Genomic DNA, 24,984 nt, shown 5'->3' with positions numbered 1-24,984 from the left:
CTGTTACCTTCCTAATGCAAATGCTGAAAGACCGCCCGCCAGAGAACTGACGCCCGAAGTGATTGATCGCATCTGCCCGACGATGTGCTTTGCTGACGAAAGGCTGAGATTGACCGCCACTGTGGAGGTCTGGTTGAGGTTGCTGTTAGGCGCACGCTCAGCCCCCCATGCAAATAAAATCTCCGTTGGAAACGGCGTATCAAACGCAATATCAAACCATCCGTTCTGGTCGGCCGAGCCTAAGACGGCCTTGATAATAAAGCCGTTGGGTAACTTCGCAGTCAGCTTCCTTGAGCTGGAATCCCCGCTCACAGTCAGGTCATAAAATGACATGTCCGGTATCTGGTTTACGCCAGCGCCGACGGCGCGTTTCGCGGCTTCGCCTAAACCGAGGTTTTTGAGAACGTCCGGCAGCAAACCAGCATCAGCCATTTCCTTCAGCGCGTTCTTGATCAGCGGATACTGACTATGCGGATTGTCGGCCTTCACATGCGCGGCCATCAGGCTGTCAGCATAGGAATTCACCTCAATCACGGCGCTATCAACATATTGTCGGGTCGCCAACACAACAGCCGGGTCTATCTTCAGCGTTACCGCGCTGGTACTGTTCACAATCAAAATCATGCGCACGGTTTGCGTTCTGCCGCTGCCTTCGGCCAGCTGCGGCTTGTAGGTTTCCGGGCAATTCGCCACGGCAATCAGCACGCCGTCGGCGTCATACAGGCCAATCTCGCGGATCCAGAATCCTCCTTCACTTTCGGGGATAATTTGCTCGGCGATAATCTGGCTGCTGTTCGCCACGTCTACAGTCATGGAATTAAGCTGCGCGCGTCGCTTCTCTGCGATGAGCTTCGTCTGCGCTGGATCTGGCGTCGGCAACGTGCCGCCACCGTCCCCGACGCCCATAGAGGTGATATTCACTTTCGTGCCGAGTGCGGCGGCGTTCGCCAGCTTAGCCGCGCCCTGATTGGTCAGCAGGGCAAAATATTTAGTCGTCATGCGCTCACTTCCGTCAGGTCAATAAGATGCACGGCCGCGCCGGAATAACCCGGCCCGCCGACGCTGATAAGTTCAGGGGTGTAAGGGTAAATCGTCAGCTCATCGCCGCTATAGCTGGCAACGGCAACCGGCAGAATACCGTTCGCATCAAGATTGATGGATAGGCCGATAAGGTGACGGCTGCAAGGCTTCGCGTCAGCTATCAGCCGCTCCAGCTCGTTATACATTTCTTCGGTAATGCCGGTATCCAACACGCCCACATCTAGCCGGAACGTGCCTGGCGCCTCGTTGGTTTTCCACCACTCGATAACCTTGATCAGATACCCCAAAGGCTCAACGACACGGCGGATAGCGCCAATTGTGCCTTTGTGTCGGTGCACGAACTGCGAGGCAACAACCACGCTACGCTTTGTCGATTCGCTCCAGGCTGAATCCCAGCGATCAACCGACCACGCCCACGCCAGATAAGGCAGCAGCACAACCGGACAGGTTTGCGGGTTCCACAGCTGACGCAGTGGCACGTTCATGGCGCCCAGGCTCGCCAGCGCCTCGGCAGCGGCAACCTCAAGCGCTGATGAACCGGTCGGCAGCAGGCGATCACTCATCCGAGCCTCCCACGGTCAGCACGTAGCCAGTACAGTAAGCCGCCTGCGTTTTATCGAGCACGACGTCGGCTGATGGCTTAATCAGGTTGACGCGCTGCACGCCCTCAACGTGCATGGCGGCATAAAGCGCCGACAAACGAATATCCCGGCCGAGGCGTTTCTGCGCGGTGACATAGGCGGCGAGCTTTGCCTCAGAGGCGGCGCGGATAGGTTCTGCCTCCGGCCCCGGATAGAGATACAACTCGGCTTCGATTTCATAGTTCACGATCTCCGCCGACTGCACGCTCACCCGGTCAGCGACCGGGCGCACGTCCTCGTCGTTAAGCGCGGCGCTTACTACGGCCAGCAGGTCGTCACCGGCGGCGCCGTTGCCCTCGCGGGCGAGCACGGTCACGGTCACGACGGCAGGCGACGGGCTGATGGCCGAGGCGTCCGCCACGCGGCCGTCGGCGCTTTTGGCGTGGTACTCATAGGCGCCGGTCGGCCCGGCTACGCTCAGCCCTTCAAAGGCGGCGGCGATGCGCAGCCGGAAATCGTCATTACTTTCCATCACGGCGGCCGTCGGCGGAATGGTCGTATCGTCGGCCGGGGTAATAATCAGGCGAGAAACGCCATTATTTGCGCCGAGCTGGTCAAGGTCGCCATCCAGCGCATACGCCACCATATTGGCCTTTGCCGCCTCGTTGATACGCTGGCGCAGGATCAGCTCACGATAGGCGTTTTCCTGCAGCAGCTTAACGATAGGTTCCGACTCCAGCGCCAGCGTGCGCGCGATAGCGTCCTGCTGTTCTGCCGGGTAAAGGGAAACCAGCGTCGCCTTGCGCTCGGCCAGCAGGGATTCATAGTCCAGCGCTTCCACCACGTCAGGCGCGGGCAGCTGGCTCAGGTCGATAGTTGCCATGTTCTCAGCTCACAGGAACGGTTAAGGAAAGAGGCTGCGCGTTGTCGGTGCGGTTGCCCGTCAGCTCGACCACCATTGCGCCGCTATAGTCCGTCTCAAAACTGATGGCGGTCAGCCTGATGCGCGGCTCCCACTGCAGGAGCGCCAGATAGCAGGCCGACATAATCTGCAGGCGCAGCGCCTCGTTTTGCGGCTGGTCAATCAGTGCGGAAAGAAGCGAGCCATACTGACGGCGCATCACCCTGGCGCCGAGCGGCGTCAACAGAATGTCACGCACTGACTGCCGGATGTGATCGAGATCGGTCAGGGTGCTACCGCTATCGCGGTTCATACCGATATATTTTTCTGCCATTACTGCGGCCCTCCCGATAGATCGTCGCCCGACTTCACGCCGCCATGCTGATGAGCATCGACCACGATACCGTTAGAGCTAAGGCTGCCGCCGCTGTGCGACACGTTTCCTTTCATCGTGCCGCCCTGGGTGACTTCCAGTTGCGCGGTTTTCAGAAGCCTGGTGCACTCCACCTCTGGTGAATCGAACAGGATTTTTACCGCCGCCTTAATGGTTGCCGTCTGTATGCCCGTTGCGGTCAGTGCGCCGCTTTCCGGCTCATACTCGATCACAGCGCCGTCAGGAAATGACCAGTGCAGCGCATCCGCCGACGCCGACGGCGCCGGGTTGTCGTCCGAGAAGATTCCCGGCATCACAAAGCCGGTATCGAGTTCGCCGCCCAGGCATAAGACGATCACCTGCTCGCCCACAGACGGCGCATTCCAAGAACGGGTTTTACCCGCGCGGGCGCTCAGCCAGTGAAGCCAGTTAGTTGTGTTATTTCCCGTATCGACGCGGCAAAGTCCGTCGGTTAGATTGACGGCTGACACTGTTCCGATACGGATCAGGTTGCGCAGCAGGCGCTGAATTTCATTGATTTTTTCATTTGAGTTCATGCCATTACTTTGAAAGTAAAATCATCAAATTTGAATACAGAGCTGTTCTGCTATTGAACAACGTACAAACCAGGAATACATTAACAATACTTGTTGAATCAACAAGACTTAACCTAGAAAATGGAGAGTTTAAATGGTTGATTTTAAAAATAAACTGAGAAAGAAAGAGTTACCTAAAAGAGTTAACCCGGTTGAAATTTATGATACATTGGATAGAAAAAGTGATGCTGGGCCATTGAGGCCATCTCAAATTAAGATCCTTAACTCGTGGTTTAGCGAAAAAAAAGAACGAAGAGATAATATAATAAAATTACATACCGGAGAGGGTAAAACTCTTATTGGCCTGTTAATATTACAGTCAAAATTGAATGAGACTGGCGCACCTTGTATATATGTATGCCCCAACATCTATCTAGCCAAACAAGCTGTAATAGATGCAGAAAAGTTTGGCATACCTTATTGCATAATTGATTCATCAAAAAAAATTCCTGATGATTTCCTTGCAGGAAAAAAGATCCTCATAACTCATGTGCAAAAAATATTTAACGGAGTTACTGTCTTTGGATTAGGTGCAAAATCAATCGTACCTAACTCTATTATATTAGATGACTCTCAGGCATGTATCGATGCAATAAAAAACTGCTTCACAATTAAGATAAATAGAGAGCATGAAATATATAATCAATTCATGAACATTTTCGCAGATGAATTGAAAGAACAAGGCGAAGGAAGTTTTTTAGAAATCGAAAGTGGTATAGGTCACTCTTCAGTTTTGCCGATTCCTTATTGGTCATGGATTGACAAAAAAGAAGTAGTTGCAAAAACCCTAATCCAGCACGCTTCAGATAAGAATGTAAAATATACTTGGCCGCTTATTAAAGATAACCTTCATAATTGCCAAGCTTTTATATCATCTGAATCGTTAGAGATCTCACCAATAGTATCTTTAATTGATGTATTTGGTACATTCAGTCAAGCCAAACATCGATTCCTTATGTCTGCCACAACTCAAAACGATTCTTTCTTTATAAAAGGCCTGAGATTTGATGTTGACTCAGTTAGAGATCCTCTTATTAATCCTGATTTAATCTGGTCAGGGGAGAAAATGGTATTAATACCTTCACTTATAGATGAATCACTAGACCGTGATAAAGTCATAAGTATGTTATTGCAACCCCGGGACAAAAGAAGATTTGGCACAGTTTGTCTTGCTCCTAGTTTTAATAACAAAGCACAATATGAAAAATATGGAGCAATTGTATCAACAACGGATACTATATTTTCTAATATAGAAAAATTAAAAGCAGGTGACTTTAGTCACTCAATGGTATTTGCAAATAGGTATGATGGTATTGACTTACCTGATAGCTCATGCCGTATCCTTATAGTAGATTCTAAGCCATACTCAGAAAGTCTTGCTGAAAGATACGAAGAAGAATGTCGCCCAAGCAGTGATATAATTAACATATTGACTGCTCAAAAAGTAGAGCAAGGTTTGGGTAGAAGTGTAAGGGGTGAAAAAGATTATAGCGTAATTGTTATTACCGGAGGAGATTTAGTACAGTTCCTCAAAAGCCCTTTAACAAAAAAATATTTTTCACCACAAACTCAAATGCAAATTGAGCTAGGTGAGCAAATAGTATCTTTTACTCAGGAAGATATAAGCAAAGGTGCAAAACCAAAGCAGATTTTTATAGATTTGATTAATAAATCCTTACTAAGGGACGAGGGATGGAAAGAGTATTATCAAGAATCAATGAACGAGGTATCATTACCTGCTTATCAAAATTCTTTGTATGACTTGATTAATCTTGAATACTTAGCTGAGAAAGAACTGCAAAAGGGAGAAGTGAAAAAGGCTTGTGAATTGATTCAGCGAATTAGTGATGAGTTTACAAATAATGAAATGGAAAAGGCATGGTATCTCCAGTTGCAAGCTAGATTTACTTATACTTCAAGTAAGGTAGATTCTGACAGAATACAAAAATCTGCATTTCAGAAAAATATAAACTTGCTAAAACCAAGAGATGGTGTCACCTATAAAAAAATTGAAAGCATTAACTCTTCACGAGTAATGAGAGTAATAAATTGGATTAATTCTCATGAAACATATGAGTCTATGATGATTGAGGTTGATGGCATACTTCAGAATCTATCATTTGGTGTTCAATCAGAAAAGTTTGAGCAGGCTATCTCTGATCTTGGGACAATGCTTGGTTTTATTAGCCAGCGACCAGACAAAGAAATAAAGAAAGGTCCCGATGCTCTTTGGGGAGGGGTCGATAAACAATATTTTCTCATAGAATGCAAAAATGAAGTTAAAGAAGATCGCAAGGAAATTAATAAACACGAAGCAGGTCAGATGAACAACCACTGTGGCTGGTTCAGGGATGAATATAATGATGCAGCGTGCAAGAATATAATGGTGATTAGCAGTAAAATCTTATCTTATTATGGTGACTTTAATTATCCGGTTGAAGTAATGAGGCCTGCGAAATTGAAAAATCTCAAACAAAATACACGTTCTTTTTTTAAGGAACTTAAAAGTTACGACATCCATTCTTTAGACGAAGCAACAGTTCACAACTTCTTCAAGCCGCACAAACTGGACATAACTTCTTTACTGAGCGAATATTCAGAGCGCGTAATAAAAGGTAGCAAATAATTAGTATAGATGATTGATGACTAGCTCATCAATCATCTCAATATCATGCTTGCTGATTCCTAATAGCAGGCGTGACTCATACTGCACCTTTTTACCCTTCCGCGATGGCCGGTCGCGCAGCCCGTAATGGTGTACGCGGGCCATGCGCTGCACGTTACCTGTAAACTCGATCACCGCTTCGCTGGCGCTGGCCTGGGTCTTCATATATTTCGCTGTGCGAAGCTTTGCGAACATCTCGCGCTTGATGCGCCCCTTTTTGCTGCGCACCGGCTGCGCTTTTCGGGGCTTGAACGGCGTGCCGTCTGGCGCCTGCTGGCGCTTGATATTTTGCTGCTGACGGGCGCGCAGCTTGCGCCCAATGCTGCGCGCCATCTCTTTGCGGGCCGGGGCTGACAGGCTGCTGATGAGTGCCTCCAGACGGTCGTTTACCAGCTGCAGGTCGCTCATGATTGCCACTCGCTGATGAGCTTGCCGCCTGCGTACAGCTGCAACGGCCGCGCGTCGTTATCCGGCAGCGGATTCTCGCCGACGTGCGTGACGTGCAGCGCGCCGTCTACCTGTTTCACGATCACGCGCTCGCTCAGCTGTAGCTCTATGCTGATATCGCTGGTCGTGTCGCTGATCACGTCCGCTGTGAAGGTAAAGCCCGTCCGGCGCTTTTCCTCGGTTGCCATAATGTCAGGCTCATTTGTCCGCAGCCATTCAAGCAGTGGCACGATCAGCAGATCGATATTGTCGGCGTAATCCGTAATCACCATGTTCAGCCGGTACTGATATTCAAACGACAGCGAGCTGGCAAGCGTCGAGACAATGCGCCCGCTGTCGATAAAGACGTTCAGCGCGTCAGGGTTTCGCTGCAGCTCCGGCACGCTGTCGGTCAGCGCCCGGCGTAGTTGTTGCGGTTTCAGCATCGTGTTGCTCCTGGCAGTCTTTGATAACTTCGACCTGCAGCCCGCAGGCGGCGAGTGCGGCCTCTAGCTGGCGATTATCCGCCGCCAGATCGCCGGCCGTTTTAAGGCTGTTTCCCGGCACCGGGCAGCTTGTCACGCGCGGACACCCAATCCAGATAATCTCTGGCGCTGGCGAAGGCGGGGCGACTGTGCAGCCGGATAACATCGTCAGGCAGATCAGCAGCAGACCAGTTACGCAATATCGGATTCGCATCGGTTTCTCTCTGTATGTGCATTTCACGGTTCAGCGCGGCCGTGCTGGCGCGCCCCTGCATCAGCCGCAGCTCAGCCTCGCGTTTCTGGCTGGCCTTCGCATCCGCGTCCAGCCTGGCTGTCGCTTTGTCGCGGCTATCGATACCTGCCGACAGCGTGCCGATGATGCGCTGCGCGCTGCTGAGATCATCTTTTGCGACTTTCCACTGCCAGCCGGTCAGTCCCAGCGCCAGCAGCGCTACGGCCAGTAGTCCCGCTATCAGGCGCGTCATTTCACACCCCGCAGGCAGTACGCCTTTTCCGCCGCGCGGCGGTTTTCCAGCCCACGATTGCGCGCGCCGTTGACGAATACCCAGCGGGGCAGCTCGTTGCAGGCATCAGCCCAGCGCTGCGCCCTGATATGCCGGGCAAAGGTCGATCCGCAGGCCGCATGCACGCCGACGTTGAACGCAAAGGATATGGTCACGTCGTAAACCGGTTGCGGCATATCAACCGGCATGCAGGCTCCGATCCCGCGCTCGACGCGCATCACGTCATAAACGAGATTAACCGCAGCCTGCCGCTCGCTGACCTGGCTGCGCGGCGTAACGCCTTCTGTGTGACCAATGCCGTTCGTCCAGACTCCGGCGCTGCACTGGTAAGGCGACGTGCGGCATCCTTCTGCGTTGGCGATAAGCGCCAGCCCGGCCTCGGAGGTTTGCAGGGTTTTGAACTGGGGCAGCAGCGCGGCGATAGCCAGCACCGCCGCCACGGCGCAGCGCTTAGCGGTCTGGCTCAAGGCTCACCCCCCGCATGCTCTGCTGCAGCTCGTAGGTTTTGCGGCGGTAATGCCAGTTAATAAAAAACGTCGCCACGTTAATGACAACCGTGATAACGGCCACGCCCGAACCGACCATAAAGGCGATATCCTGTGGCGTATGACGGCCGAACCACATCAGGATGAGGCCAATCAGGTAGTTGATCACAGAGCTGATTTTTTCCATTTTTTAGTCCCACAGGTTGACGCTTTCACCCGTTGAAGAGTCCGGCAGATCGGGCAGCGTTACCTCGCAGCCGTGCGGCAGCACCGGCCCGCTTTCCGCAAGGCCCGGATTAGCCGCATAAACCAGCTCGACCGCCTGCCCCGTTCGCCCGTAATAGCGCTGGCAGATTTCGTCAACGGTATCGCCCTGCTGCGCGTAAACGTTCATCACAGCAGATCCACAATGCAGCCAGGTTTCCCGGCGATGCGGCTGATATTGAATCGCGCGTCGCGCCAGTATTCGTCGGCGCTCGCCTCAATCTCGCCCGCCTTTTTTGTGCCGCTGGCGTCATAGCCGCGATAGCGTTCGACAATGGTCGCAGCGGTCAGGGCGCCGACGGCGGCAAGGTACGCCGTCACCTTTTCGCTTTCGCCGTCGAGCGATTCCGCCGGTACATCGGCAAGCAGCTTAAAGCCCGCGGCTATTTGTGTGGCGCGCCAGTCGTACAGCTCGGCGTTCACTTCCGAGATCGCCGTTTTCACGGCCAGACGCAGGCGCTGCGCCGTGACCGTTCCCTCATAGCGCAGCGACTCGCGCAGCTGCTGCAGGTCAACGTCAGGCCAGAAAAACGTATTCTTCACCGGCGGCTCGGCAGTCTCTGCCGGTCGCGGGGCGGGGATAACAACCGTGTTATGCATAATCGGCCTTTAAAATAGGTGGGCGGTGGAGGTCGGCGCAGACACTGAAAGTGCGTTGCCGTCCTGCCGCCCGTGCGCGGGGTCGCGTTCGGTCAGCGGCTGGCGATGGCCTGCTTTTTCATCGCCGTTCCCAGCCGCTCAATGTCTTTTTTGACGCCGCAGCCGTCGTGCAGCTGCTGCGCCCGTACAAGGTGGGTCATCGCCTCCGAAGCCCTGCCCGCATCGCGAAGCACATACCCGGTTATCTTGTGCAGCTTGGCGCGCACCTGATCGGGCATGTCTTCGGATTCCGTCATCGCAATAGTCGCCAGCAGCGGGCAGACATCGACCGGCTCTTTTGCCGTCCAGGCTCGCGTTGCCGCGCTGGCGACTTCCTCAGCCAGCAGATACGGCAGGCTGGCGCGCTTGAAGCCGTCAGGCGAGACAAGACCATGCGCCAGCGCGTACCGGGCGATTTCCAGCGCGCCGGTCACGTCGCCCGCATCGAGCCGCCAGATCATGACGGTCATCAGCACGGCATCCTGTGCGCCTTTGCCTTTCTCCAGCACGCCGGATACCCACGGCACGTACTCAGGCAGCAGCTGCCGTTTCATTTCCGCCTTGCGCTCGTTGGAGTGCACTTTCTTCAGGCGGCGCTTGTCGTCGTTCAGCTTGATGAGCATCTGCTCATAGCCGCTGGCGTGGCGCAGCGGGTTGTCGGCGTTCTGCGAGGCTTCGATAGCCTCCTGGCGCATGCGGTGACGTCGGGCAGGGCTTAACATGCGTTACGCCTCCGGTGTTGCCGGGGTTTCTGCAGCCGCGCTGAACTCACCGACCTCGATGTTTTCAACCAGGCAACCGGCCGCGTAATCCTCAATCACGTAGTCCTCGTTGATGGACTCGTAGTTTTCGATGCGGTCGCGCTTCGGCACCTCGTCAATCAGGCGGCGGTGCGTGCCTTCCTGCCAGTAAATCGACAGGTTATCCGGGCGGGTAATCATCAACGCATTTGCCGGAAAATACGGCACGCGCACCGCTGGCAGGTTGCCGATGCGTTTCTGGCTGACGATGAGATCGGCGGCCAGCTGCTCGGTGTTGGCCTGCGACTGATTGACGATCGGGAAGTATTTGTCGGCCAGCAACTGACGGCCCACGATTACAACCAGCTCCGGGTCTTCCTGATACCACGGCTCAATCAGGGTGTTGGTTGCGTCCATCACCAACGCGTCGAGGTTGGCGTAGTCGCCACCTTTGCCGACGCGGATTTTTGCAGACACTACGGCGCCGCTTTCGTCGGTGATTTTGCTCATCACGCGCTCAGGCGCATCGTTGCGGTACTTCTGCAGCCAGCCTACGGCCACGTCCTGCAGCATCGGGAACTTCGCACGGTTAGAGGTTTTGGCACGCTCTACGCCGTTGAAGCCAATCATGATGCGGTCGAGCGCCTGGCGCTTCACGATGGCGTCACGCAGACGGGCCTGAAAATCTTCATAGCGCGCCCACAGGTCGAGGGTGTTATAGCGGATATGAAAGTCGTAGTTGACCTGCACACATTCATAACCCTGCTTATCCAGCGCGGCAAAGTCAGCGGTTTCGCGCTCGTCGCCGCCTGCCGTGTCGGTCGTGCTGGCAATCGAGCCGGACACGCCGATCCCGACTTTCTCGCCCTTCATTTCGGACACCGGCACGATGTTGACGCGGGTCAGAAAGGCGGACGACTCCTGCACGCGGGTCATCAGGGTCTGCGTGACTGACGGCTCCACGGTGAATTTTTTGTTCATGTCGTCGGTTTCTACGCCGTTCAGCTCGGCGAGGCGGGTCATGAACTGGTTAAACTTGAAGCGGGTATTCTTGCGCATTGGCGTTCCTGTTTATCTCTGTGTTGGGTTTTGTCGTTCAGGCCACGCCTGATCAGCAGTCTGTCTGGGCGCCGGACTTTGGATCGCTGCCGGTTGACGCCGGACGACGGTTAAAGCTGCCGTCGGTCTGCGACAGTTGCTCCTGCAGCCCAGCAAAAGCGGCACGGTCTTCCCCGGCCTGCTGCTCGATAGCCTCCAGTCGCGCATTGACGGACTGTTCCAGCGCCGACAGTTTCTGCGTCTGACTCTCCGCGTTCAGCTGCACCTGCTCGGCTACGACCGTCACCGCCGCGCCGACGTCGGCGAACTGCTCGCCGTCGGTTTTCTTTTTGGCGGAGAACAATGCGGAAATGCGTGCCATCAGGGACGGGGACGGGTCAGCCACCTCTTCAAACTCGATCACGGTTTCTTCAGCGGCGGTAAACAGGTTGCCTTTGTCCTGCTTGCGTGACGCCAGCGGGTTAGCTTTGGCCGTGGCGCTGAAGCTCAGGATTTCCGTGCCGAGGCTCGCCGGGTCGTCGGTCACAGCCAGGCCGACCAGATACGCCTCGCCCGTGTCGGAAAAATCGGGGTTAACTTCGATAGAGGTGTAGATTTTCTGTCGCGCTTTGGTCAGCTCGACCAGCTCCGACGTCGGATCAATCCAGCCATAAAGCGCCAGCTTGCCTGTGAGCGGGCCGTCGCCGATTTCTTCGGCCTCGAGGCCGGTCACGTCGCCGAAACGGCGGAACGTGCTGTCAGCGGCATAACCCCGGATGTGTTCCATGTTGATGCGGGCGCCATACACGGTCGGGTCGTAGTTTTTCGCCATCTGAGAAATCCAGTCGCGGGAAATATTGCGGCCGTCTGTGGTTGCGCCTTCAACTGCGATGCGAAAACGCTTTGCTTTAGTTGCCATTAATCAGGCTCCGGTCAGGGTGTAGGGTCGGTTCGGGGCCAGTTTCCCCGCCGCGACACAATCCCTCAACGAATGCCAGACCGCTCATGCATCAGCAAACAGAGACAGCAGGCGCGCCATTTTCGGCGCCGGTAGCCTTGGCTGCATGAACATGACACCGACCACCATCATCAGCGATCCGCGCCGTCAGGCCGCGCTGCTTTACTGGCAGGGTTATTCCGTGCGCCAGATAGCGGAGACGCTCAAACAGAAAACGCCAACCGTGCAGAGCTGGAAGCTGCGCGACGCGTGGGATGACGTTGCGCCCATCAGTCGCGTGGAATCCAGCATGGAAGCCCGGTTGATTCAGCTCATCATGAAAGAGGTCAAAGGGAATGGTGACTACAAGGAGATAGATGCGCTCGGCCGTCAGATAGAGCGCCTTGCCCGCGTTGAGCGTTACCGCAGCAGCGGCAACGAGGCGGACTTAAACCCGAACGTGCGCAACCGCAATAAGGGCGAGCGCCAGCCGCCGGCTAAAAACGTTTTCAGCGACGAACAGACGGAGAAACTTACCGAACTGTTTATGGATGGCTGCTTTGAGTATCAGCTCAACTGGCACCGGGCCGGGCTGACTCACCGCATCCGCAACATTCTGAAGTCTCGCCAGATTGGCGCGACGTTCTACTTTGCCCGCGAGGCGCTGATAGATGCGCTCACCACCGGCCGCAATCAGATTTTCCTGTCGGCCAGCAAGGCGCAGGCGCACGTCTTTAAAAACTACATCCTCGACTTTGCCCGGCAGGCAGACGTTGACCTGAAAGGCGATCCCATCGTGCTGCCGAACGGCGCCCGCCTGATATTTCTCGGCACGAACGTGCGCACCGCGCAGAGCTACACCGGCAATCTGTACCTGGATGAATATTTCTGGATCCCGAAATTTCAGGAGCTGCGCAAGGTTGCCAGCGGGATGTCGCTGCACAAGAAGTGGCGCACCACCTACTTTTCTACACCGTCGAGCCTGTCACACAGCGCCTATCCGTTCTGGTCGGGCGCGCTGTTCAACAAAGGACGCCGCAGCAAAGATGACCGCATCGAGATAGACCTTTCGCATTCGCACCTGGCGAAAGGCGCGCTGTGCGGTGACGGCCAGTGGCGCCAGATTGTCACGGTTGAGGACGCGCTGACCGGCGGCTGCAACCTGTTCGACATTGACCAGCTGCAGCTTGAATACAGCCCGGCGGAATATCAGAACCTGCTGATGTGTGAGTTTGTCGATGATGAGGCGAGCGTGTTCCCGTTCGCCGAGCTGCAGACCTGCATGATCGACAGCCTGGAGGAGTGGGAAGACTTTAACCCGTACCTGCCGCGCCCGTTTGCTTACCGCCCGGTCTGGATCGGCTATGACCCGTCGCACACCGGCGACAGTGCAGGCTGCGCCGTCATCGCGCCGCCGGTTGTGGCGGGCGGTAAGTTTCGCGTGCTGGAGCGCCACCAGTGGCGCGGCATGGATTTTGCTGCGCAGGCGAAATCCATTGAGGACTTAACGAAAAAGTACACCGTGGAATATATCGGCGTTGATGCAACCGGCATCGGGCAGGGCGTCTTCCAGCTGGTACGCCAGTTTTACCCGGCGGCGCGCGAAATCAAATACTCGCCGGAGGTGAAAACCGCAATGGTGCTGAAGGCTAAAGACACCATCAGCAGCGGGCGCCTTGAGTATGACGCCGGGGCGACGGATATCACGCAATCCTTTATGGCGATCCGCAAAACCATGACGGCCAGCGGAAACCGCTCAACCTATGAGGCGAGCCGCAGCGAGGAAGCCAGCCACGCGGACGTCGCCTGGGCGATTATGCACGCTCTCTTAAACGAACCGCTTACCGCAGCCAGCGGCGGCGCCAGCCCCTCAATTCTGGAGTTTTACTAATGAGCAAACGCAGGGGCCGCAAGGCCCATTCCGCCACCGCGCAACCGGTACAGGCAACCGCACCTCAGCAGCACGCCGAGGCGTTCACCTTCGGCGAGCCCACGCCCGTGATGGACAAGCGCGATATTCTGGATTACGCAGAGTGCATCGGTAACGGGCGCTGGTATGAGCCACCGGTCAGCTTTCACGGATTAGCGAAAAGCCTGCGCGCGGCCGTGCATCACAGCTCGCCGATTTACGTGAAGCGCAACATACTGGCCTCAACCTTCATTCCACACCCGATGATGAGTCAACAGGAATTCAGCAAGTTCGCCCTGGACTATCTGGTTTTCGGTAACGCTTTTGCCGAGCTGCGCCGCAACAGCCTGGGCAAGCCGCTCCGCCTTGAAACCTCACCGGCAAAATTCACTCGCAAGGGCATTGGGGAAGGCGTCTATTGGTTTGTAAACGACTGGAAAGAGCCGCATGAGTTTACGGCGGGCAGCGTGTTTCATCTGCTGGAGCCGGATATCAATCAGGAGCTGTACGGCCTGCCGGAATATCTCAGCGCGCTTAACTCCGCCTGGCTGAATGAGGCGGCGACACTGTTCCGCCGCAAGTATTACCAGAACGGCGCCCACGCCGGGTACATCCTCTACATGACCGACGCGGCGCAGAGCAGCAGCGATATCGATCGGATGCGTCAGGCAATGCGCGACACCAAAGGACTGGGGAATTTCCGTAACCTGTTCATGTACGCTCCGAACGGCAAGCCGGACGGTATCAAGATCTTGCCTCTCAGCGAAGTCGCGACGAAAGACGATTTTTTTAACATCAAGAAAGCCAGCCGTGACGATCTGCTCAGCGCGCACCGCGTGCCGCCGCAGATGATGGGAATTATCCCGGATAACTCCGGCGGGTTCGGCGACGCGGTGAAGGCGTCTCAGGTGTTCGTGCGTAACGAATTAATACCATTACAGGAAAGGATGAAAGAGATTAATTTCTGGCTCGAAGATGAAGTGATTAAATTTAGCCCTTACATACTGGAGAGTTAGCCCCAAAAAAGCGGCTCGTTAAGAGCCGCACCAACAATAATATCATCTACTTTTTATTTGTAAGTATTGTCTAATGTAAGTATCAAGAAGCTTGTTAACCTCAGTGTTGATTGCGTCGTGTTTCTGAGGGTTTCTAGCTTTAGATAAGTGCTTTTCAATAAATTTATAAGAAAGCTTAATAATTAACTTTTTGTGCGTATGATATATTTCTTGCGCCCACGCCAACTCCTTGTGTTTATCAAGTTCATTTTTATGATCCCTAGTTATAATAAATGCAATTTTCCCATATTCATTGCTTAGATAGCTATTAACTTGCCTGTAGTCTGCTTGGCGAAGTTCAACATAATTCTTTATCTCAAAGATAACCATTCTTGATTGATAGTCTTCAATAATCCTTTTCCATACTGAACGCTCACCAGAATTAGTTGCTATAATGTCTCGTTGTTGAATGCCATTCTTATTACTGTGCAACTCTATGTTATGTAAATCCCCAGCGAAAAGTATCCTCAAGGTTTTTAAACACCACGATTCAAAGTCGTGAGCACCCGCCACACCAGAATCTATTGAATTTAGCTCGCTGAGCAAAGCCCCTATTTTTTGTTTACGCTGTTCGGTTGATATAGAGCTAACCTCAATATCATATTCATCATGTATATCTTCAGCCTCACTAAGCTTGATTTCACTTCGAGAAAGCCCTAATGCCAACCAATAGCAAGGGTGAATGAGTATTCTGCTTTCATGTTTGAAATCTCGATCTGGATCTTTTCCATCGTGACAGAAAACGAATGATGACGTTTGATCATTATATAAACCTATAAAACCTACGCTATATAACCTTTGAATAACCTGTATCGGCCCGTCGAAAAGCAATATATCTTGAAGTTTATCCCTAGGCAAATCGTCATTATCTAAAACTTCTTTTAATATTATTGAAGCGCTTCCTAAAGACATTTCAGGATCATGCCCATTAAACTTTCTAGTAAACTCTTCGAGTGCAGGGAAAATTGTATCGTATTCTTTATGTAAATCGTTAAGCCTGTTTATCGAGATTGACTTTGCAGTTGAGTCAATATCATCCAGTATTATAGTATTTCGATCGTTCGAGCCAGCACGTAAAAAGGCATCGTTTAACAGCACTAGAATATCTCTTGGCCTATATAACGTTAACTTCAATGCGGTTCTAAACCCTTCCATGCCTTTTAGCTCTCTGGCGGCAAATTGATTCCAAGTTTTTAAATTATTTTCTTTCTGGACATCAAAGGCAACTCTAAGTCGATTACAAACCACATTGAACAAATTATATTCATCCCAGTGAAGTCTTAAAGTTTGACCCTCTATATTACGGGTAAAGTCAGGATCCATCTTTGATATGGAACGATATATATTGTCTCTTATAAAAGCATATGAGATTATCCTTTCTTTAGTTCTAGCTTTTAAGTCAATTACCGTTTGAGCAAAGCCATCAACAATTGCTACACCCAAATCATCAGGGCTATAACCTTCGTCTAATCGATCGGCAAGAATGATCATTTGATAGTCTGATTTCTCAAGGGCTTCTAAAATAACTTCTTCAAGCAAGTCAAATTCAAATATATCAGATAGGTCAGCTATTAATGATGCAGGGGTTTTATTTTTATCTATAATCGTATTGAGCTTCTTCCTTATTTTTGTAGCAATAGCTTGTCGACGAGCCCCCCACCCTTGGATATGACTTTGTATAGACAATACATCCAAATCATTTTTTAATTTATAATGATTGGCTATTTCTGTAATTACTTCCATGTAAAGAGCGTAACGCCAAGAAAGTTTTATACCAGCTTTTATCTGAGAGTAATTAGTTCCAAATATAGAAAAAACATCCCTCAAACCAATTATTTGCTCTTCTTCAGGGGCAATGGTTATAACTGCTGTTTTAGGTTTAGCTTTCCATTTTTTTGAAAGCATATGTACCAGGGCGCTTTTTCCTGTGCCGCGTCTGCCAACAATAATACAGCGATCGCTTGATTCTAATATGGATTTGTAGTCAGCTGTTTCCCAAAAAGCTTTTTCGAGCATGTTGGTATCAGATTCTGCTCTTATATCACCTAGAGAGTTTCCTTTCATTTGATGAGCGGCCCAAATATTTTTTTGATGAGTTAACGTACAACAGGGTTGTTGGCATGTAAAGTTAAGCTGGAAGGCGCATATAAAGAATGTAGCGTCTGTACGCCGCGCGCAATGCTATCCCCGCCACGCCTGCCCGCTTTGTGCATCGCTTTTGATGCAGTTGCATCAGACAGAAAAAACGAGGCCAGCACTGGCCTCGTCGCATGTTTTCAGCTGTGGTAATCGCATGCAGATCCATGCACGTTATGCATGCATAGCTCACTGCAGCTTAAAATTGTCTGCTGACTCCAGCTTAAAGGTGCTTTGCGGCTCCAGGCTGTTAAGAAAAAGGATACCCTGATGAAGCGAAACGGGCTGAGGCAACTCAATGATGAAAACAAAATCGTATGTCCTGCCGAGCCAGTACCCGCCACCGCTTTCTTTGGATCTTTGAAAAAAGACCCATTCGCCCGGCGTGTAGTAAGTTAGCGACTCGCCACGATGCACGATTTTGAATTTATCTGCACTCTTAGCCATAGCCTAACGCCTCGCAATGCTCGTTGTTCAACTCCGCCGCCGCCAAAATCAAGCTTTTGACGTTGGCAGCGTTACCTCGATCAGCCAGCTCTCATCTTCCCACACGTTCTGCAGCAGCTCGTTCACGCGGCTTCTGTCCTCATCGAGCTTTAAGCCCGGCATTTCTATTCTTGTATGATTACCCTGGCGCACCTGCACCTCGGCGTCGGGGAAAAGAGCGCAAACGCGGCGGCTAACCTCGGCATCAAAAGCATCTATAACTGGCTGGCTTATCTTTTGATTTTTATCGAGCATGATTTCTATTCGCATACAGTCGTAACCTCGCTCGTTATTCTTCAAACGGCACGGCCGAAAACACGACCGAAAACTGCTTGTTGGTTATCGAGGTGTTACGCGCTATCTCAGCAATGAGATTTAAAGCAATCACCCTATCCCGCTCTCTGCAGATCCCTTCTGATGTAAGTCTCGCTATCAGCTCTACCCGCTCAAGCATTACCCGCTCTTTCAAAACGTTATCCATGCGCCCTCCCCAATAAATATACTGTCTATTTATACAGTAGCACAGGCTCCAGAATCTTCGAAAGAAAAATGTCTCACCAAAAAGCACTTTTTATCTACCTGATATAGATGCGTTTTATTTACATCGCACCCCTATCGCCCAAAACCGTATCTACATCAATTTTTTGTCAATGCTTTACCAAAACGGCCCATCAATCAGGCTTTGTTAGACCTGGCCAATTCAGCGAGTCTGTTAAATCTTTCTAATATTCCTGCTTTATCGGCCTCAACTTTTGGCCGGAACAGATCGCCATAAGCCGAGCTGCGGAACAGGCGGCCGGCGATCTTGGTCTGCGTGCCGCCAATCAGGCGCACGGCCAGACCGCGGCTGATGGTTTCACCGCATAATTCCTTCACCTGGCCTATCACGTTGTCGCATGCGGCCTCGATTTTGTCCGACCGCCTCAGCTGCCGATGTCTTTTCTCTGGCTCCTGTGCCCTGATCCGGCTCAGCAGCTGCCGTCTTTCTCGTCTGCTCATGCCGTCCAGGTCGATATTGTCGAAACTTTCCGGCGGGTTCGGATCCTCAGATCTCAAACCTCCCGTACAGTTATTGACAGAACTCCGAGAGGACGCGGACGCGTCCTTAAATTCAAAACCCAAATCAACGGCACGTTTCGGCACAATCTTCCACTGCGCGAGACGGGTGAGGATCGGCGTATCTTCGCCAACTTCAGTTGCATAAACGCCCTTTATGCGCACGGTTTCCTCGCCGTATTCGTTCACGTCATCGCTGGCCTGATACCAGGTGCGCACGGCCAGCTCGTCGCGGCGAACGAACGGGCCGCCCTGTGCATTGACGTATCCTGCCCAGTCTCCCGCATCGGCAGCGTCATGCGCGGCCGCAAACTCAACGCTGAGGCCGTGCGCGGTGTCGCTGTCAGCCATGCGGCGCAGCTCGCGGTAAACCGTCACCGGCGCGCCGCCCACAAACTGGAATTGTCGGATGTGCCAGCGGGCCGCCCAGGCGGAAACGGCCGAGGCGGTTTCCTTCAGGTCTTTGCCGCTTTCGTCGTCCGTCTCGCCGTCCAGCGCGTAGCCGTCGATATTCTTGGAAATGTACTTAGCAACGTAGCCCGTCGCGCTGCCCTTCTCCGGGTCGATAGCCTCCGCGTGAAAGCGGGCCTTGCGGGCCTTGTCGGTCTTCAGCTCGCCGCTGTCTTCCTGCCAGGCGTAGTCGCGCATAATCTCGCGCACGCGCTCAACCTGTTCGGGACGCATAAACATCAGCATGTGCCAGTGCGGGGTCGCGTCGTGATGAGGCTCGGCAACGCGGATCCCGAAGATGCGGATTTCTTCGCGGTGCAGTTTGGCGCGGATTTTTTGCCAGACGCCGCAGAGGTAGCGCTGGGTGTCGGCCGGGCTGGCGCCATTCCACTTGCGATTGCGATGGCCGGTCTTGATTGTGGCGTGATAGCGCGCCGGGGCGGTCAGCGTGTAGAACTCGCCGATAAAGCCCATCTCGTTGCAGATGTTTTCGAAGCCGCGAATGCGGGTCATCAGCTCGCAGCGGCGGATCGCCGGGTTGGCTACGCTGCCGTCGTACTTTTCGATCAGGCTGATGCGGTTGCCTTCCTCGTCTTCCAGCTCCATGCCCTTCAGAAACTCACGGGTGCGGCGCTTCTGCTCGCGCCACTCTGAGACGGTCATGCTGCTGGCGTAGGGGGTATGTTTTTTGCTGACGTTAGCCAGGGCAATCTGCAGGTGCTCGCGCCAAGACGCGGCGACGCGGCGAAGGCGGCCCTTCCACCACTTTTCGGTCTGCATACGCATGATCGCCGGGGTCACTTCCTCCGGGTCGAACAGGCGGGACGTGACCTTTTCCCACAGCGGCGGCGTCTGGCTCAGTTCACGGGTGATAGTGGCGGCGGTCATGTAAACGCGGTGTGTGTAACGGTAATCCGACTCGTCGCTGGCCTGCGCGTGCGCCTGTACCAGCTCGGCGAGGATGAAATTAGCCACATCCCCGGCCAGCAGATCGACGTCGGCGCGCGCCATATCCGGCAGGCGGTTGAAGCGGCGCATCAGTTCCCACAGCGTACCGGCCGCGCTGGCCGCGCCAGCCTGTTGAACGGCGTTGCCTGCCAGCAGGTTAAACGTGCCGCTGCTCATTTCCTCGAGGCGGTACTGCTCACTGACGCATTCAACGCGTGGCAATGTGCGCTCAACAAATGTCTTTGCTAAGTACGCATTGGCACGGGCAATGCCCTGGGTCTTTTCAAGCTCGCTGACGCGACGCCTGACGTCGAGCTGGATCAGCGTCGGCTGCTTTTCGAGTAGCTCCTGCGCACGCGCCAAAGCCGCATTCATCTGATTGCGGCTGTGCACCTCCTCATAGGTGGGGTACGGGCTGGCGATGGCTTCCCGTGGAGCATTCCACGGGTAAGCGTATTCCTGAATCATTGAACCGCCTGCACTTCTGCAGACCAGCCAGCGCCTGCCGCCGGATCAACGCCGACAAAAACTGCGCTCCCCTGTGGACGGCGCACGGCGATGATTTCCGAGGCGCGCTTGCCCTCACCGGCGGCAACGCCAACCGAGCGGGCTACGCTGATTTTGGTAATGTCAAATGCGCGAAAAATGCTGCGGGTGTAGAGGGTGTCGCTGTTTGAAACGACAACCGGGCAGCGCTCGGAGACGTCCATCAGCATGCTGACCAGATCGTGATGCTCATCCTTGTTAAAGCCCGCTGAGTGGTAGTCCGAAAACGTCCCGTCATATGGCGGATCGCAGTACACCACATCGCCAGCTTTAGTCAGGCGCAGCGTCTCGCGGAAGTCGGCGCAGATAAACGTCGCACGCTGCGCCTTTTCCGCGAATGCCTCAATTTCTGCCAGCGGGAAATAGGGTTTTGAGTAATTACCAAAAGGGATATTGAACTCGCCGCGACGGTTATAGCGGCAAAGGCCGCGATAGCCGTTGCGGTTCAGGTACAGGAAGTGCGCGGCGCGCTCCAGCAGGGGCAGCGCCGGGTTGTGATTAAACGCCTCCCGGACAGCGTAATAGCTTTCCCCGGTTGTGTTCTGATTGAACAGGCTGGCCGCCACAACGATAAAGGGGCGGGTGTGCTCCTTTATCTGGCGGTACAGGTTGATCAGGTCGGGATTAATATCCGCAACCAGATAGGAAGGGTAATCGGTGCTCATCATCACCGCGCAGGAACCGGCGAAGGGCTCGACCAGGCGATCACCTGCTGGCAGGTGCGTAAGCAGCTTCGGCATTACGCGGGTCTTGCCGCCCGCCCATTTCAGGATGGTGCTCATACAGCGCCTCCAAAATTAGCGGACAAGATTTTAAAAGTATCGTTTTCATCAATACTCCTAAAAGAAAGGATTACCCAACTCCCTGCGCCGGGGATCAGGTTTTCAACTGGCAGAATATGAGTAACAACCACTAATAATTTCTGCCCTGTATATTCCCCTTCCCATTCACGTAGAAGCAGATAATCACCGCATTTAAAATCTCGGTCATTATTTCTTAATTCAGCTTTTTTATTGCCGCTTGATACCGCCTCGAAATACAAAGGCCCAATTTTCAAATCATGAATTGCGCTCATGCTGCACCACCTTTTAAAACTTTCGCGTACCGTTCGGCCATGTCCTGACAGCTGACACAGCGAGTTACGCCACGCACGGCGCGGCGGCGCTGTTCCGGGATCGGGGCGTCGCAGTCTTCACAGAATGAAGCCCCAACGCTGACCGGACGATTAACCACGCTGGCGATGTTGCGCGCCAGCAGCTCTTCAGCGCGCGCTTGCGCCATGTCCATTGAGTCGGCCATTAGTGCAGCTCCTGTGATTCGTTCTGATAGCGCTCTGCCTCGCGGCGGATCAGGTCAGCAGCTTCGATGCCGGAAAGCCCTCGCTGATGTACGTGCACGGCCAGCTCAACAAGGCGCTCAGACACGGCCAGCGCGCGGTCTTTGCGCTCCTCAATGCGCGCCTTGGTGATAACTGCGGCCAGCGCCTCGGTGTCAGCGTCAAAATTAAATTTCTCGATATTTCGCATTTCACTTTCTCCAGAATTTGGGCAAAAGAATGCCCGGCGGGTGTACGCCATTTATTTGCTTGGGGTTATTTAATTAGGCAGAGCCATTCGCTTCGGAAATAAACTCACGACTGCTTTTAGATGATTCATTGCACGAATAAGCGCCGCTCTTTCATCAGTAGTCAGTTCACTAAATTCAGCCTCGTGCCTGTCTTTACCGATGTTTGCCAGGAAGAGAATCGCGCTCAGTGCGCGCTTGTTGTCCTGATAATTACTGTCTGTCACATCGCGCATTTCAGAGAAAAAACGGGTCATATCTTTTTCACAGTTGCCGCCCATCAGCTGCGCGCGGATTAAGGCAACGTGATTCAGCGCCGAAACCCGTTGGCCGGCAGAAAGCTCAACCAGCATTGAATCGCCCTCGATAGCCATGCTTTACCTCTTTGCTCTTTTACCTGTACCTGCTGGCTCAGTACCGGATGCCAGCGCTTGCCGTTCTCGCCCATAATCCAGCCATGCCCGTATGACATTGACGGACTCTGACGCTTGAGGCGTGCCGCAAATGAAATCATCGTGCGCCCTCAGCTGATGCCAATCGAAGCACCCAGCCCGCTGATAGCGTCAACGGTTGAGGCTAAAGTTGGGTTGGAGTGAACGCGATTCTGCACGGCGAGCGCGGCCAGCATCATGCAGCGGATCCCGGTATTGGCCGCTTCAAGAATGCCGCGACGACAGGTTGCTGTAATGCGTTCCGGGTTCGCGGCGTTAGCGGCCATATGCCCGACTTCGGCGGTCGCCTTAAGCACGTACGTCGGAAACTTCTCTTTTGCCAGCTCGTTAACCGGTACACACGGCAGACATTGCAGCTGCGCCAGCATGCCGTCCATCAGCGTGGCGTCTTCGGTCAGGTCGGTAAGCAACAGCACTTCTGGAACGGTCAGCTGATGCACCTGCTCCGGGTTAAGCTTGTTGCGCAGGGTCTGCACTTTCATACCTGCTCGCTGCGCCAGTTCTGCCATGTTGTGCGTGAGCGCAAACTTGCGGCAGGCGTCGTCATAGTGGTTATGGGTGGAAGTCTTAAAATCAAACATGTGCGAATCTCCCTATTCACTTAATGTGAATTAGCCGCCAATAATGAGCTGGAAACGGGAATGCCCGAACGCTTTACGCAACTGCTCTTCTTTCCAGCGTGCGTAGTAGATACGGATCGGCCCGCCCGCCTTCTTGCAGCCTTTGCGGATGGTGCGCGGCTCGATTGGCAGTTTCGGGTTGTCGCCGGTAGTCCAGCGATAAACGGTACGACGGGAAACACCTTCCAGCTCTGCGAACTGCTCAGCAGTTACGACAGGCGCTGGCACTTTGATGATTGCGATTTCAGAAGCCATATTGCATCATTCCCAGTTAGCCAATGATTGTCACTGATTGCCTAGTTTTGCCAACGTTTGCCATCAGTGCGTTTCGATAAACCGAAATTTACTACCGATTAGCTAATCGGTCAATACGGATAAACAAATGAAATTCGATGTATCGAAGTTAGACAACGTGCAAATCCTTGACAGAATCTGCTCTGTCTATGGCTTTACCCAAAAAATCCAGCTGGCGAGCCACTTCGATATTGCAGCTAGTTCTTTATCAAATCGCTATTCACGAGATAGCGTTTCATATGATTTTGCGGCGATTTGCGCTCTTGAAACGGGCGTAGATCTTCACTGGATTCTGACAGGGGAAGGCGAGAAGCCCGAAGCCAACTCGCCCGGCGGACTACCGAAAAATGGTATTGCTTCGCTTAAAAAATTCACATTGAGTGAAGGCAAATTACAGGCTTCTGGTGACTACAAATTAGACACTCGCCACTCTTCTTATGATCTGGAAAATCTCAGGTGTATTGCGGCCGAATCCTCCCTTTACTTTGTCGATGAGAGCCCGACCGTCACCGATGGCCTTAAGCTTATTGATGTGGATGGAGTAGTCAGCGTACGAGAACTTACTGTTCTTCCCGGTAAGAAATTGCATGTTGCTGGCGGGAAAGTTTCTTTCGAATGTGGGATGGATGAGATCAAGGTTTTAGGGCGTGTCGTTGGTATTTTCAAAGAGGTTGCTTAATGTCAGTAAGGAAATTGCCCTCTGGCGGCTGGCTCTGTGAGATTTATCACAACGGCAAGCGCACTCGCACCAAATTCGCCACCAAAGGTGAGGCAATCGCCTACGAGCAGCATAAGGTTCAACAGCCCTGGCATGAGGAAAAAGAAGACCGTCGCACACTGAAGGACTTGATAACCTCTTGGTATGGCGCGCACGGGATCACCTTAAAGGATGGTGAAAAGCGACAGAAAGCCATGAATCATGCCTTTGAATGTATGGGGGAACCGCTGGCTAAAGATTTCGATGCGCAGATGTTTTCTCGCTATCGTGAGCGCAGATTGAAAGGTGATTTTGCTCGCTCAAATCGTGTAACCGAAGTTTCGCCGCGCACGCTTAATTTAGAGCTTGCCTATTTCCGCGCCGTGTTTAACGAGCTAAGCCGATTAGGTGAATGGAAAGGTGATAATCCTCTAAAACACGTACGGCCATTCCGCACCGAAGAATCCGAAATGGCCTGGCTCACTCATGAGCAGATTAATTGCTTGTTGTCTGAATGCAAAAAGAGTGAATACAAAGAATTAGAAGCTTTGGTAAAAATTTGCCTTGCAACTGGCGCGCGCTGGTCAGAAGCCGAGGGTCTGAGAAGAAGTCAGATCACTAAATACAAAATCACCTTTACAAAAACTAAGGGCCGAAAAAACAGGACAGTCCCCATCACTGAGGATATTTATAAAATCATCCCTGATAATAAGACCGGCAGAATATTCTCAGATTGTTACGGCGCATTTCGCTCAGCATTAGAAAGAACGGGAATTGAGTTACCTGCAGGCCAGCTTACGCATGTTTTACGCCATACTTTTGCAAGTCACTTTATGATGAACGGCGGAAATCTTTTAGTTTTACAGCGCGTTTTAGGGCATACAGATATCAAAATGACAATGCACTATGCCCACTTCGCGCCAGACCATTTAGAAGAGGCTGCAAAGCTAAACCCGCTGGCTACAAGTGGCGGTAAAGTGGCGGTAGAGATGGTTAATGATGGCAAATAGAGGCTATCATTGTCACAATATGTTCCTGATTTTAAACGCAAACTATTGTTTTTCCGTTGCTGCGCAT

At 52.8% G+C, this 24,984-nt stretch carries 34 protein-coding genes; 5 read left to right on the top strand and 29 right to left on the bottom strand.

Annotated features, from left to right (window positions below; genetic code table 11):
- Positions 1 to 3: 3 nt before the first annotated feature.
- From JS46_RS24670 to JS46_RS20385, 5 genes are read right to left on the bottom strand one after another with little or no spacing between them, the layout of a single operon-like run.
- Entirely contained in the window at positions 4 to 999 is a 996-nt protein-coding gene (locus JS46_RS24670) for a phage tail protein (protein ID WP_081876082.1), read from the bottom strand.
- Entirely contained in the window at positions 996 to 1,604 is a 609-nt protein-coding gene (locus JS46_RS20400; protein ID WP_033755184.1) for a phage tail protein I, read from the bottom strand. The genes JS46_RS24670 and JS46_RS20400 overlap by 4 nt, the downstream gene beginning before the upstream one ends.
- Positions 1,597 to 2,505 carry a baseplate assembly protein gene (locus JS46_RS20395; RefSeq protein WP_033755181.1) on the bottom strand — a complete coding sequence of 303 codons (909 nt, stop codon included), beginning with the start codon at positions 2,503 to 2,505 and terminating at the stop codon, positions 1,597 to 1,599. Before JS46_RS20395 ends, JS46_RS20400 begins: the two co-directional genes overlap by 8 nt.
- A 4-nt stretch (positions 2,506 to 2,509) precedes the next feature.
- The gene (locus JS46_RS20390; RefSeq protein ID WP_033755179.1) at positions 2,510 to 2,857 is read right to left on the bottom strand and encodes a GPW/gp25 family protein; all 348 of its coding nucleotides are present in this window, start codon (positions 2,855 to 2,857) and stop codon (positions 2,510 to 2,512) included.
- On the bottom strand, positions 2,857 to 3,453 hold the full coding sequence (locus JS46_RS20385) for a phage baseplate assembly protein V (RefSeq protein ID WP_033755177.1): 597 nt from the start codon (positions 3,451 to 3,453) through the stop codon (positions 2,857 to 2,859). The genes JS46_RS20390 and JS46_RS20385 overlap by 1 nt, the downstream gene beginning before the upstream one ends.
- A 133-nt stretch (positions 3,454 to 3,586) precedes the next feature.
- On the opposite strand from JS46_RS20385, the gene JS46_RS20380 reads away from it, so the two are divergent.
- The gene (locus JS46_RS20380) at positions 3,587 to 6,118 is read left to right on the top strand and encodes a DEAD/DEAH box helicase family protein (RefSeq protein WP_033755175.1); all 2,532 of its coding nucleotides are present in this window, start codon (positions 3,587 to 3,589) and stop codon (positions 6,116 to 6,118) included.
- Here the strand turns inward: JS46_RS20380 and JS46_RS20375 are convergent, their stop codons facing one another.
- The 11 genes from JS46_RS20375 to JS46_RS20330 all read right to left on the bottom strand — a co-directional run bounded on the left by JS46_RS20375 (position 6,119) and on the right by JS46_RS20330 (position 11,677).
- Positions 6,119 to 6,565, bottom strand: coding sequence for a phage virion morphogenesis protein (locus tag JS46_RS20375; RefSeq protein WP_033755172.1), 447 nt, complete (start codon positions 6,563 to 6,565; stop codon positions 6,119 to 6,121).
- On the bottom strand, positions 6,562 to 7,029 hold the full coding sequence (locus JS46_RS20370) for a phage tail protein (protein ID WP_033755169.1): 468 nt from the start codon (positions 7,027 to 7,029) through the stop codon (positions 6,562 to 6,564). Before JS46_RS20370 ends, JS46_RS20375 begins: the two co-directional genes overlap by 4 nt.
- A complete protein-coding gene (gene lysC, locus JS46_RS24665) occupies positions 6,962 to 7,234 on the bottom strand; it encodes an Rz1-like lysis system protein LysC (protein ID WP_235213021.1) in 273 nt (90 codons plus the stop codon). The genes JS46_RS20370 and lysC overlap by 68 nt, the downstream gene beginning before the upstream one ends.
- Positions 7,131 to 7,553, bottom strand: a complete 423-nt coding sequence (lysB, locus tag JS46_RS20365) for an Rz-like lysis system protein LysB (protein WP_033755167.1) — start codon at positions 7,551 to 7,553, stop codon at positions 7,131 to 7,133. Before lysB ends, lysC begins: the two co-directional genes overlap by 104 nt.
- Positions 7,550 to 8,059, bottom strand: coding sequence for a lysozyme (locus JS46_RS20360; RefSeq protein WP_033755165.1), 510 nt, complete (start codon positions 8,057 to 8,059; stop codon positions 7,550 to 7,552). The genes lysB and JS46_RS20360 overlap by 4 nt, the downstream gene beginning before the upstream one ends.
- Positions 8,043 to 8,264 carry an HP1 family phage holin gene (locus JS46_RS20355; protein ID WP_033755162.1) on the bottom strand — a complete coding sequence of 74 codons (222 nt, stop codon included), beginning with the start codon at positions 8,262 to 8,264 and terminating at the stop codon, positions 8,043 to 8,045. Before JS46_RS20355 ends, JS46_RS20360 begins: the two co-directional genes overlap by 17 nt.
- Positions 8,265 to 8,267: 3 nt before the next feature.
- Positions 8,268 to 8,471, bottom strand: coding sequence for a tail protein X (locus JS46_RS20350; RefSeq protein ID WP_033755160.1), 204 nt, complete (start codon positions 8,469 to 8,471; stop codon positions 8,268 to 8,270).
- Positions 8,471 to 8,941 (bottom strand): head completion/stabilization protein, encoded by a 471-nt coding sequence (locus JS46_RS20345; protein WP_033755157.1) that lies wholly within the window; start codon positions 8,939 to 8,941, stop codon positions 8,471 to 8,473. The genes JS46_RS20350 and JS46_RS20345 overlap by 1 nt, the downstream gene beginning before the upstream one ends.
- Before the next feature lie 92 nt (positions 8,942 to 9,033).
- The gene (locus JS46_RS20340) at positions 9,034 to 9,702 is read right to left on the bottom strand and encodes a terminase endonuclease subunit (RefSeq protein ID WP_033755154.1); all 669 of its coding nucleotides are present in this window, start codon (positions 9,700 to 9,702) and stop codon (positions 9,034 to 9,036) included.
- Between the two features lie 3 nt (positions 9,703 to 9,705).
- Entirely contained in the window at positions 9,706 to 10,779 is a 1,074-nt protein-coding gene (locus tag JS46_RS20335) for a phage major capsid protein, P2 family (RefSeq protein WP_033755151.1), read from the bottom strand.
- A 52-nt stretch (positions 10,780 to 10,831) separates the two neighbouring features.
- The gene (locus JS46_RS20330) at positions 10,832 to 11,677 is read right to left on the bottom strand and encodes a GPO family capsid scaffolding protein (RefSeq protein ID WP_033755148.1); all 846 of its coding nucleotides are present in this window, start codon (positions 11,675 to 11,677) and stop codon (positions 10,832 to 10,834) included.
- Between the two features lie 145 nt (positions 11,678 to 11,822).
- Between JS46_RS20330 and JS46_RS20325 the strand changes: the two genes are divergently transcribed.
- Together JS46_RS20325 and JS46_RS20320 are read left to right on the top strand one after the other, a co-directional pair.
- Positions 11,823 to 13,586, top strand: coding sequence for a terminase ATPase subunit family protein (locus JS46_RS20325; protein WP_033755145.1), 1,764 nt, complete (start codon positions 11,823 to 11,825; stop codon positions 13,584 to 13,586).
- On the top strand, positions 13,586 to 14,620 hold the full coding sequence (locus JS46_RS20320; protein WP_033755143.1) for a phage portal protein: 1,035 nt from the start codon (positions 13,586 to 13,588) through the stop codon (positions 14,618 to 14,620). Before JS46_RS20325 ends, JS46_RS20320 begins: the two co-directional genes overlap by 1 nt.
- A gap of 42 nt (positions 14,621 to 14,662) precedes the next feature.
- Here JS46_RS20320 and JS46_RS20315 read toward each other — a convergent pair whose 3' ends face one another.
- The 13 genes from JS46_RS20315 to JS46_RS20260 form a co-directional block, all read right to left on the bottom strand.
- Positions 14,663 to 16,723, bottom strand: a complete 2,061-nt coding sequence (locus tag JS46_RS20315) for a P-loop ATPase, Sll1717 family (RefSeq protein ID WP_033755139.1) — start codon at positions 16,721 to 16,723, stop codon at positions 14,663 to 14,665.
- Between the two features lie 261 nt (positions 16,724 to 16,984).
- A complete protein-coding gene (locus JS46_RS20310) occupies positions 16,985 to 17,242 on the bottom strand; it encodes a hypothetical protein (protein WP_033755136.1) in 258 nt (85 codons plus the stop codon).
- Between the two features lie 48 nt (positions 17,243 to 17,290).
- On the bottom strand, positions 17,291 to 17,551 hold the full coding sequence (locus tag JS46_RS20305) for a DinI-like family protein (protein ID WP_033755133.1): 261 nt from the start codon (positions 17,549 to 17,551) through the stop codon (positions 17,291 to 17,293).
- Between the two features lie 19 nt (positions 17,552 to 17,570).
- Complete coding sequence (locus tag JS46_RS20300) at positions 17,571 to 17,762, bottom strand: hypothetical protein (RefSeq protein WP_033755131.1); 192 nt, start codon at positions 17,760 to 17,762, stop codon at positions 17,571 to 17,573.
- Between the two features lie 194 nt (positions 17,763 to 17,956).
- Positions 17,957 to 20,203, bottom strand: coding sequence for a replication endonuclease (locus JS46_RS20295; protein WP_033755129.1), 2,247 nt, complete (start codon positions 20,201 to 20,203; stop codon positions 17,957 to 17,959).
- Positions 20,200 to 21,063 (bottom strand): DNA adenine methylase, encoded by an 864-nt coding sequence (locus JS46_RS20290; protein WP_033755127.1) that lies wholly within the window; start codon positions 21,061 to 21,063, stop codon positions 20,200 to 20,202. The genes JS46_RS20295 and JS46_RS20290 overlap by 4 nt, the downstream gene beginning before the upstream one ends.
- Complete coding sequence (locus tag JS46_RS20285; RefSeq protein ID WP_033755124.1) at positions 21,060 to 21,356, bottom strand: DUF3850 domain-containing protein; 297 nt, start codon at positions 21,354 to 21,356, stop codon at positions 21,060 to 21,062. The genes JS46_RS20290 and JS46_RS20285 overlap by 4 nt, the downstream gene beginning before the upstream one ends.
- Entirely contained in the window at positions 21,353 to 21,580 is a 228-nt protein-coding gene (locus JS46_RS20280) for a TraR/DksA family transcriptional regulator (protein ID WP_033755121.1), read from the bottom strand. Before JS46_RS20280 ends, JS46_RS20285 begins: the two co-directional genes overlap by 4 nt.
- Entirely contained in the window at positions 21,580 to 21,807 is a 228-nt protein-coding gene (locus tag JS46_RS20275) for a DUF2732 domain-containing protein (protein ID WP_033755118.1), read from the bottom strand. Before JS46_RS20275 ends, JS46_RS20280 begins: the two co-directional genes overlap by 1 nt.
- A gap of 69 nt (positions 21,808 to 21,876) precedes the next feature.
- Entirely contained in the window at positions 21,877 to 22,218 is a 342-nt protein-coding gene (locus JS46_RS20270; RefSeq protein ID WP_033755116.1) for a DUF5347 family protein, read from the bottom strand.
- A complete protein-coding gene (locus JS46_RS23610; RefSeq protein WP_072010466.1) occupies positions 22,155 to 22,358 on the bottom strand; it encodes a phage filamentation protein Fil family protein in 204 nt (67 codons plus the stop codon). The genes JS46_RS20270 and JS46_RS23610 overlap by 64 nt, the downstream gene beginning before the upstream one ends.
- A gap of 9 nt (positions 22,359 to 22,367) precedes the next feature.
- Entirely contained in the window at positions 22,368 to 22,877 is a 510-nt protein-coding gene (locus JS46_RS20265) for a phage regulatory CII family protein (protein WP_033755114.1), read from the bottom strand.
- Between the two features lie 30 nt (positions 22,878 to 22,907).
- Entirely contained in the window at positions 22,908 to 23,171 is a 264-nt protein-coding gene (locus tag JS46_RS20260) for a hypothetical protein (RefSeq protein WP_033755111.1), read from the bottom strand.
- 127 nt (positions 23,172 to 23,298) lie between these two features.
- Here JS46_RS20260 and JS46_RS20255 point away from each other — a divergent pair, with 127 nt between their 5' ends.
- Both JS46_RS20255 and JS46_RS20250 read left to right on the top strand, forming a co-directional pair.
- Positions 23,299 to 23,889 carry a phage repressor protein CI gene (locus JS46_RS20255; protein ID WP_033755108.1) on the top strand — a complete coding sequence of 197 codons (591 nt, stop codon included), beginning with the start codon at positions 23,299 to 23,301 and terminating at the stop codon, positions 23,887 to 23,889.
- Positions 23,889 to 24,917: a tyrosine-type recombinase/integrase gene (locus JS46_RS20250; protein WP_033755106.1), complete on the top strand. Its 1,029-nt coding sequence runs from the start codon at positions 23,889 to 23,891 to the stop codon at positions 24,915 to 24,917. Before JS46_RS20255 ends, JS46_RS20250 begins: the two co-directional genes overlap by 1 nt.
- Positions 24,918 to 24,984: the final 67 nt, after the last annotated feature.

The organism is Pantoea sp. NGS-ED-1003 (assembly GCF_000738765.1).
GTDB classification, from domain to species: domain Bacteria; phylum Pseudomonadota; class Gammaproteobacteria; order Enterobacterales; family Enterobacteriaceae; genus Pantoea; species Pantoea septica.
The sequence above is the reverse complement of the archived record's forward strand: the minus strand, read 5'-3'. Positions and strand labels throughout refer to the sequence as shown.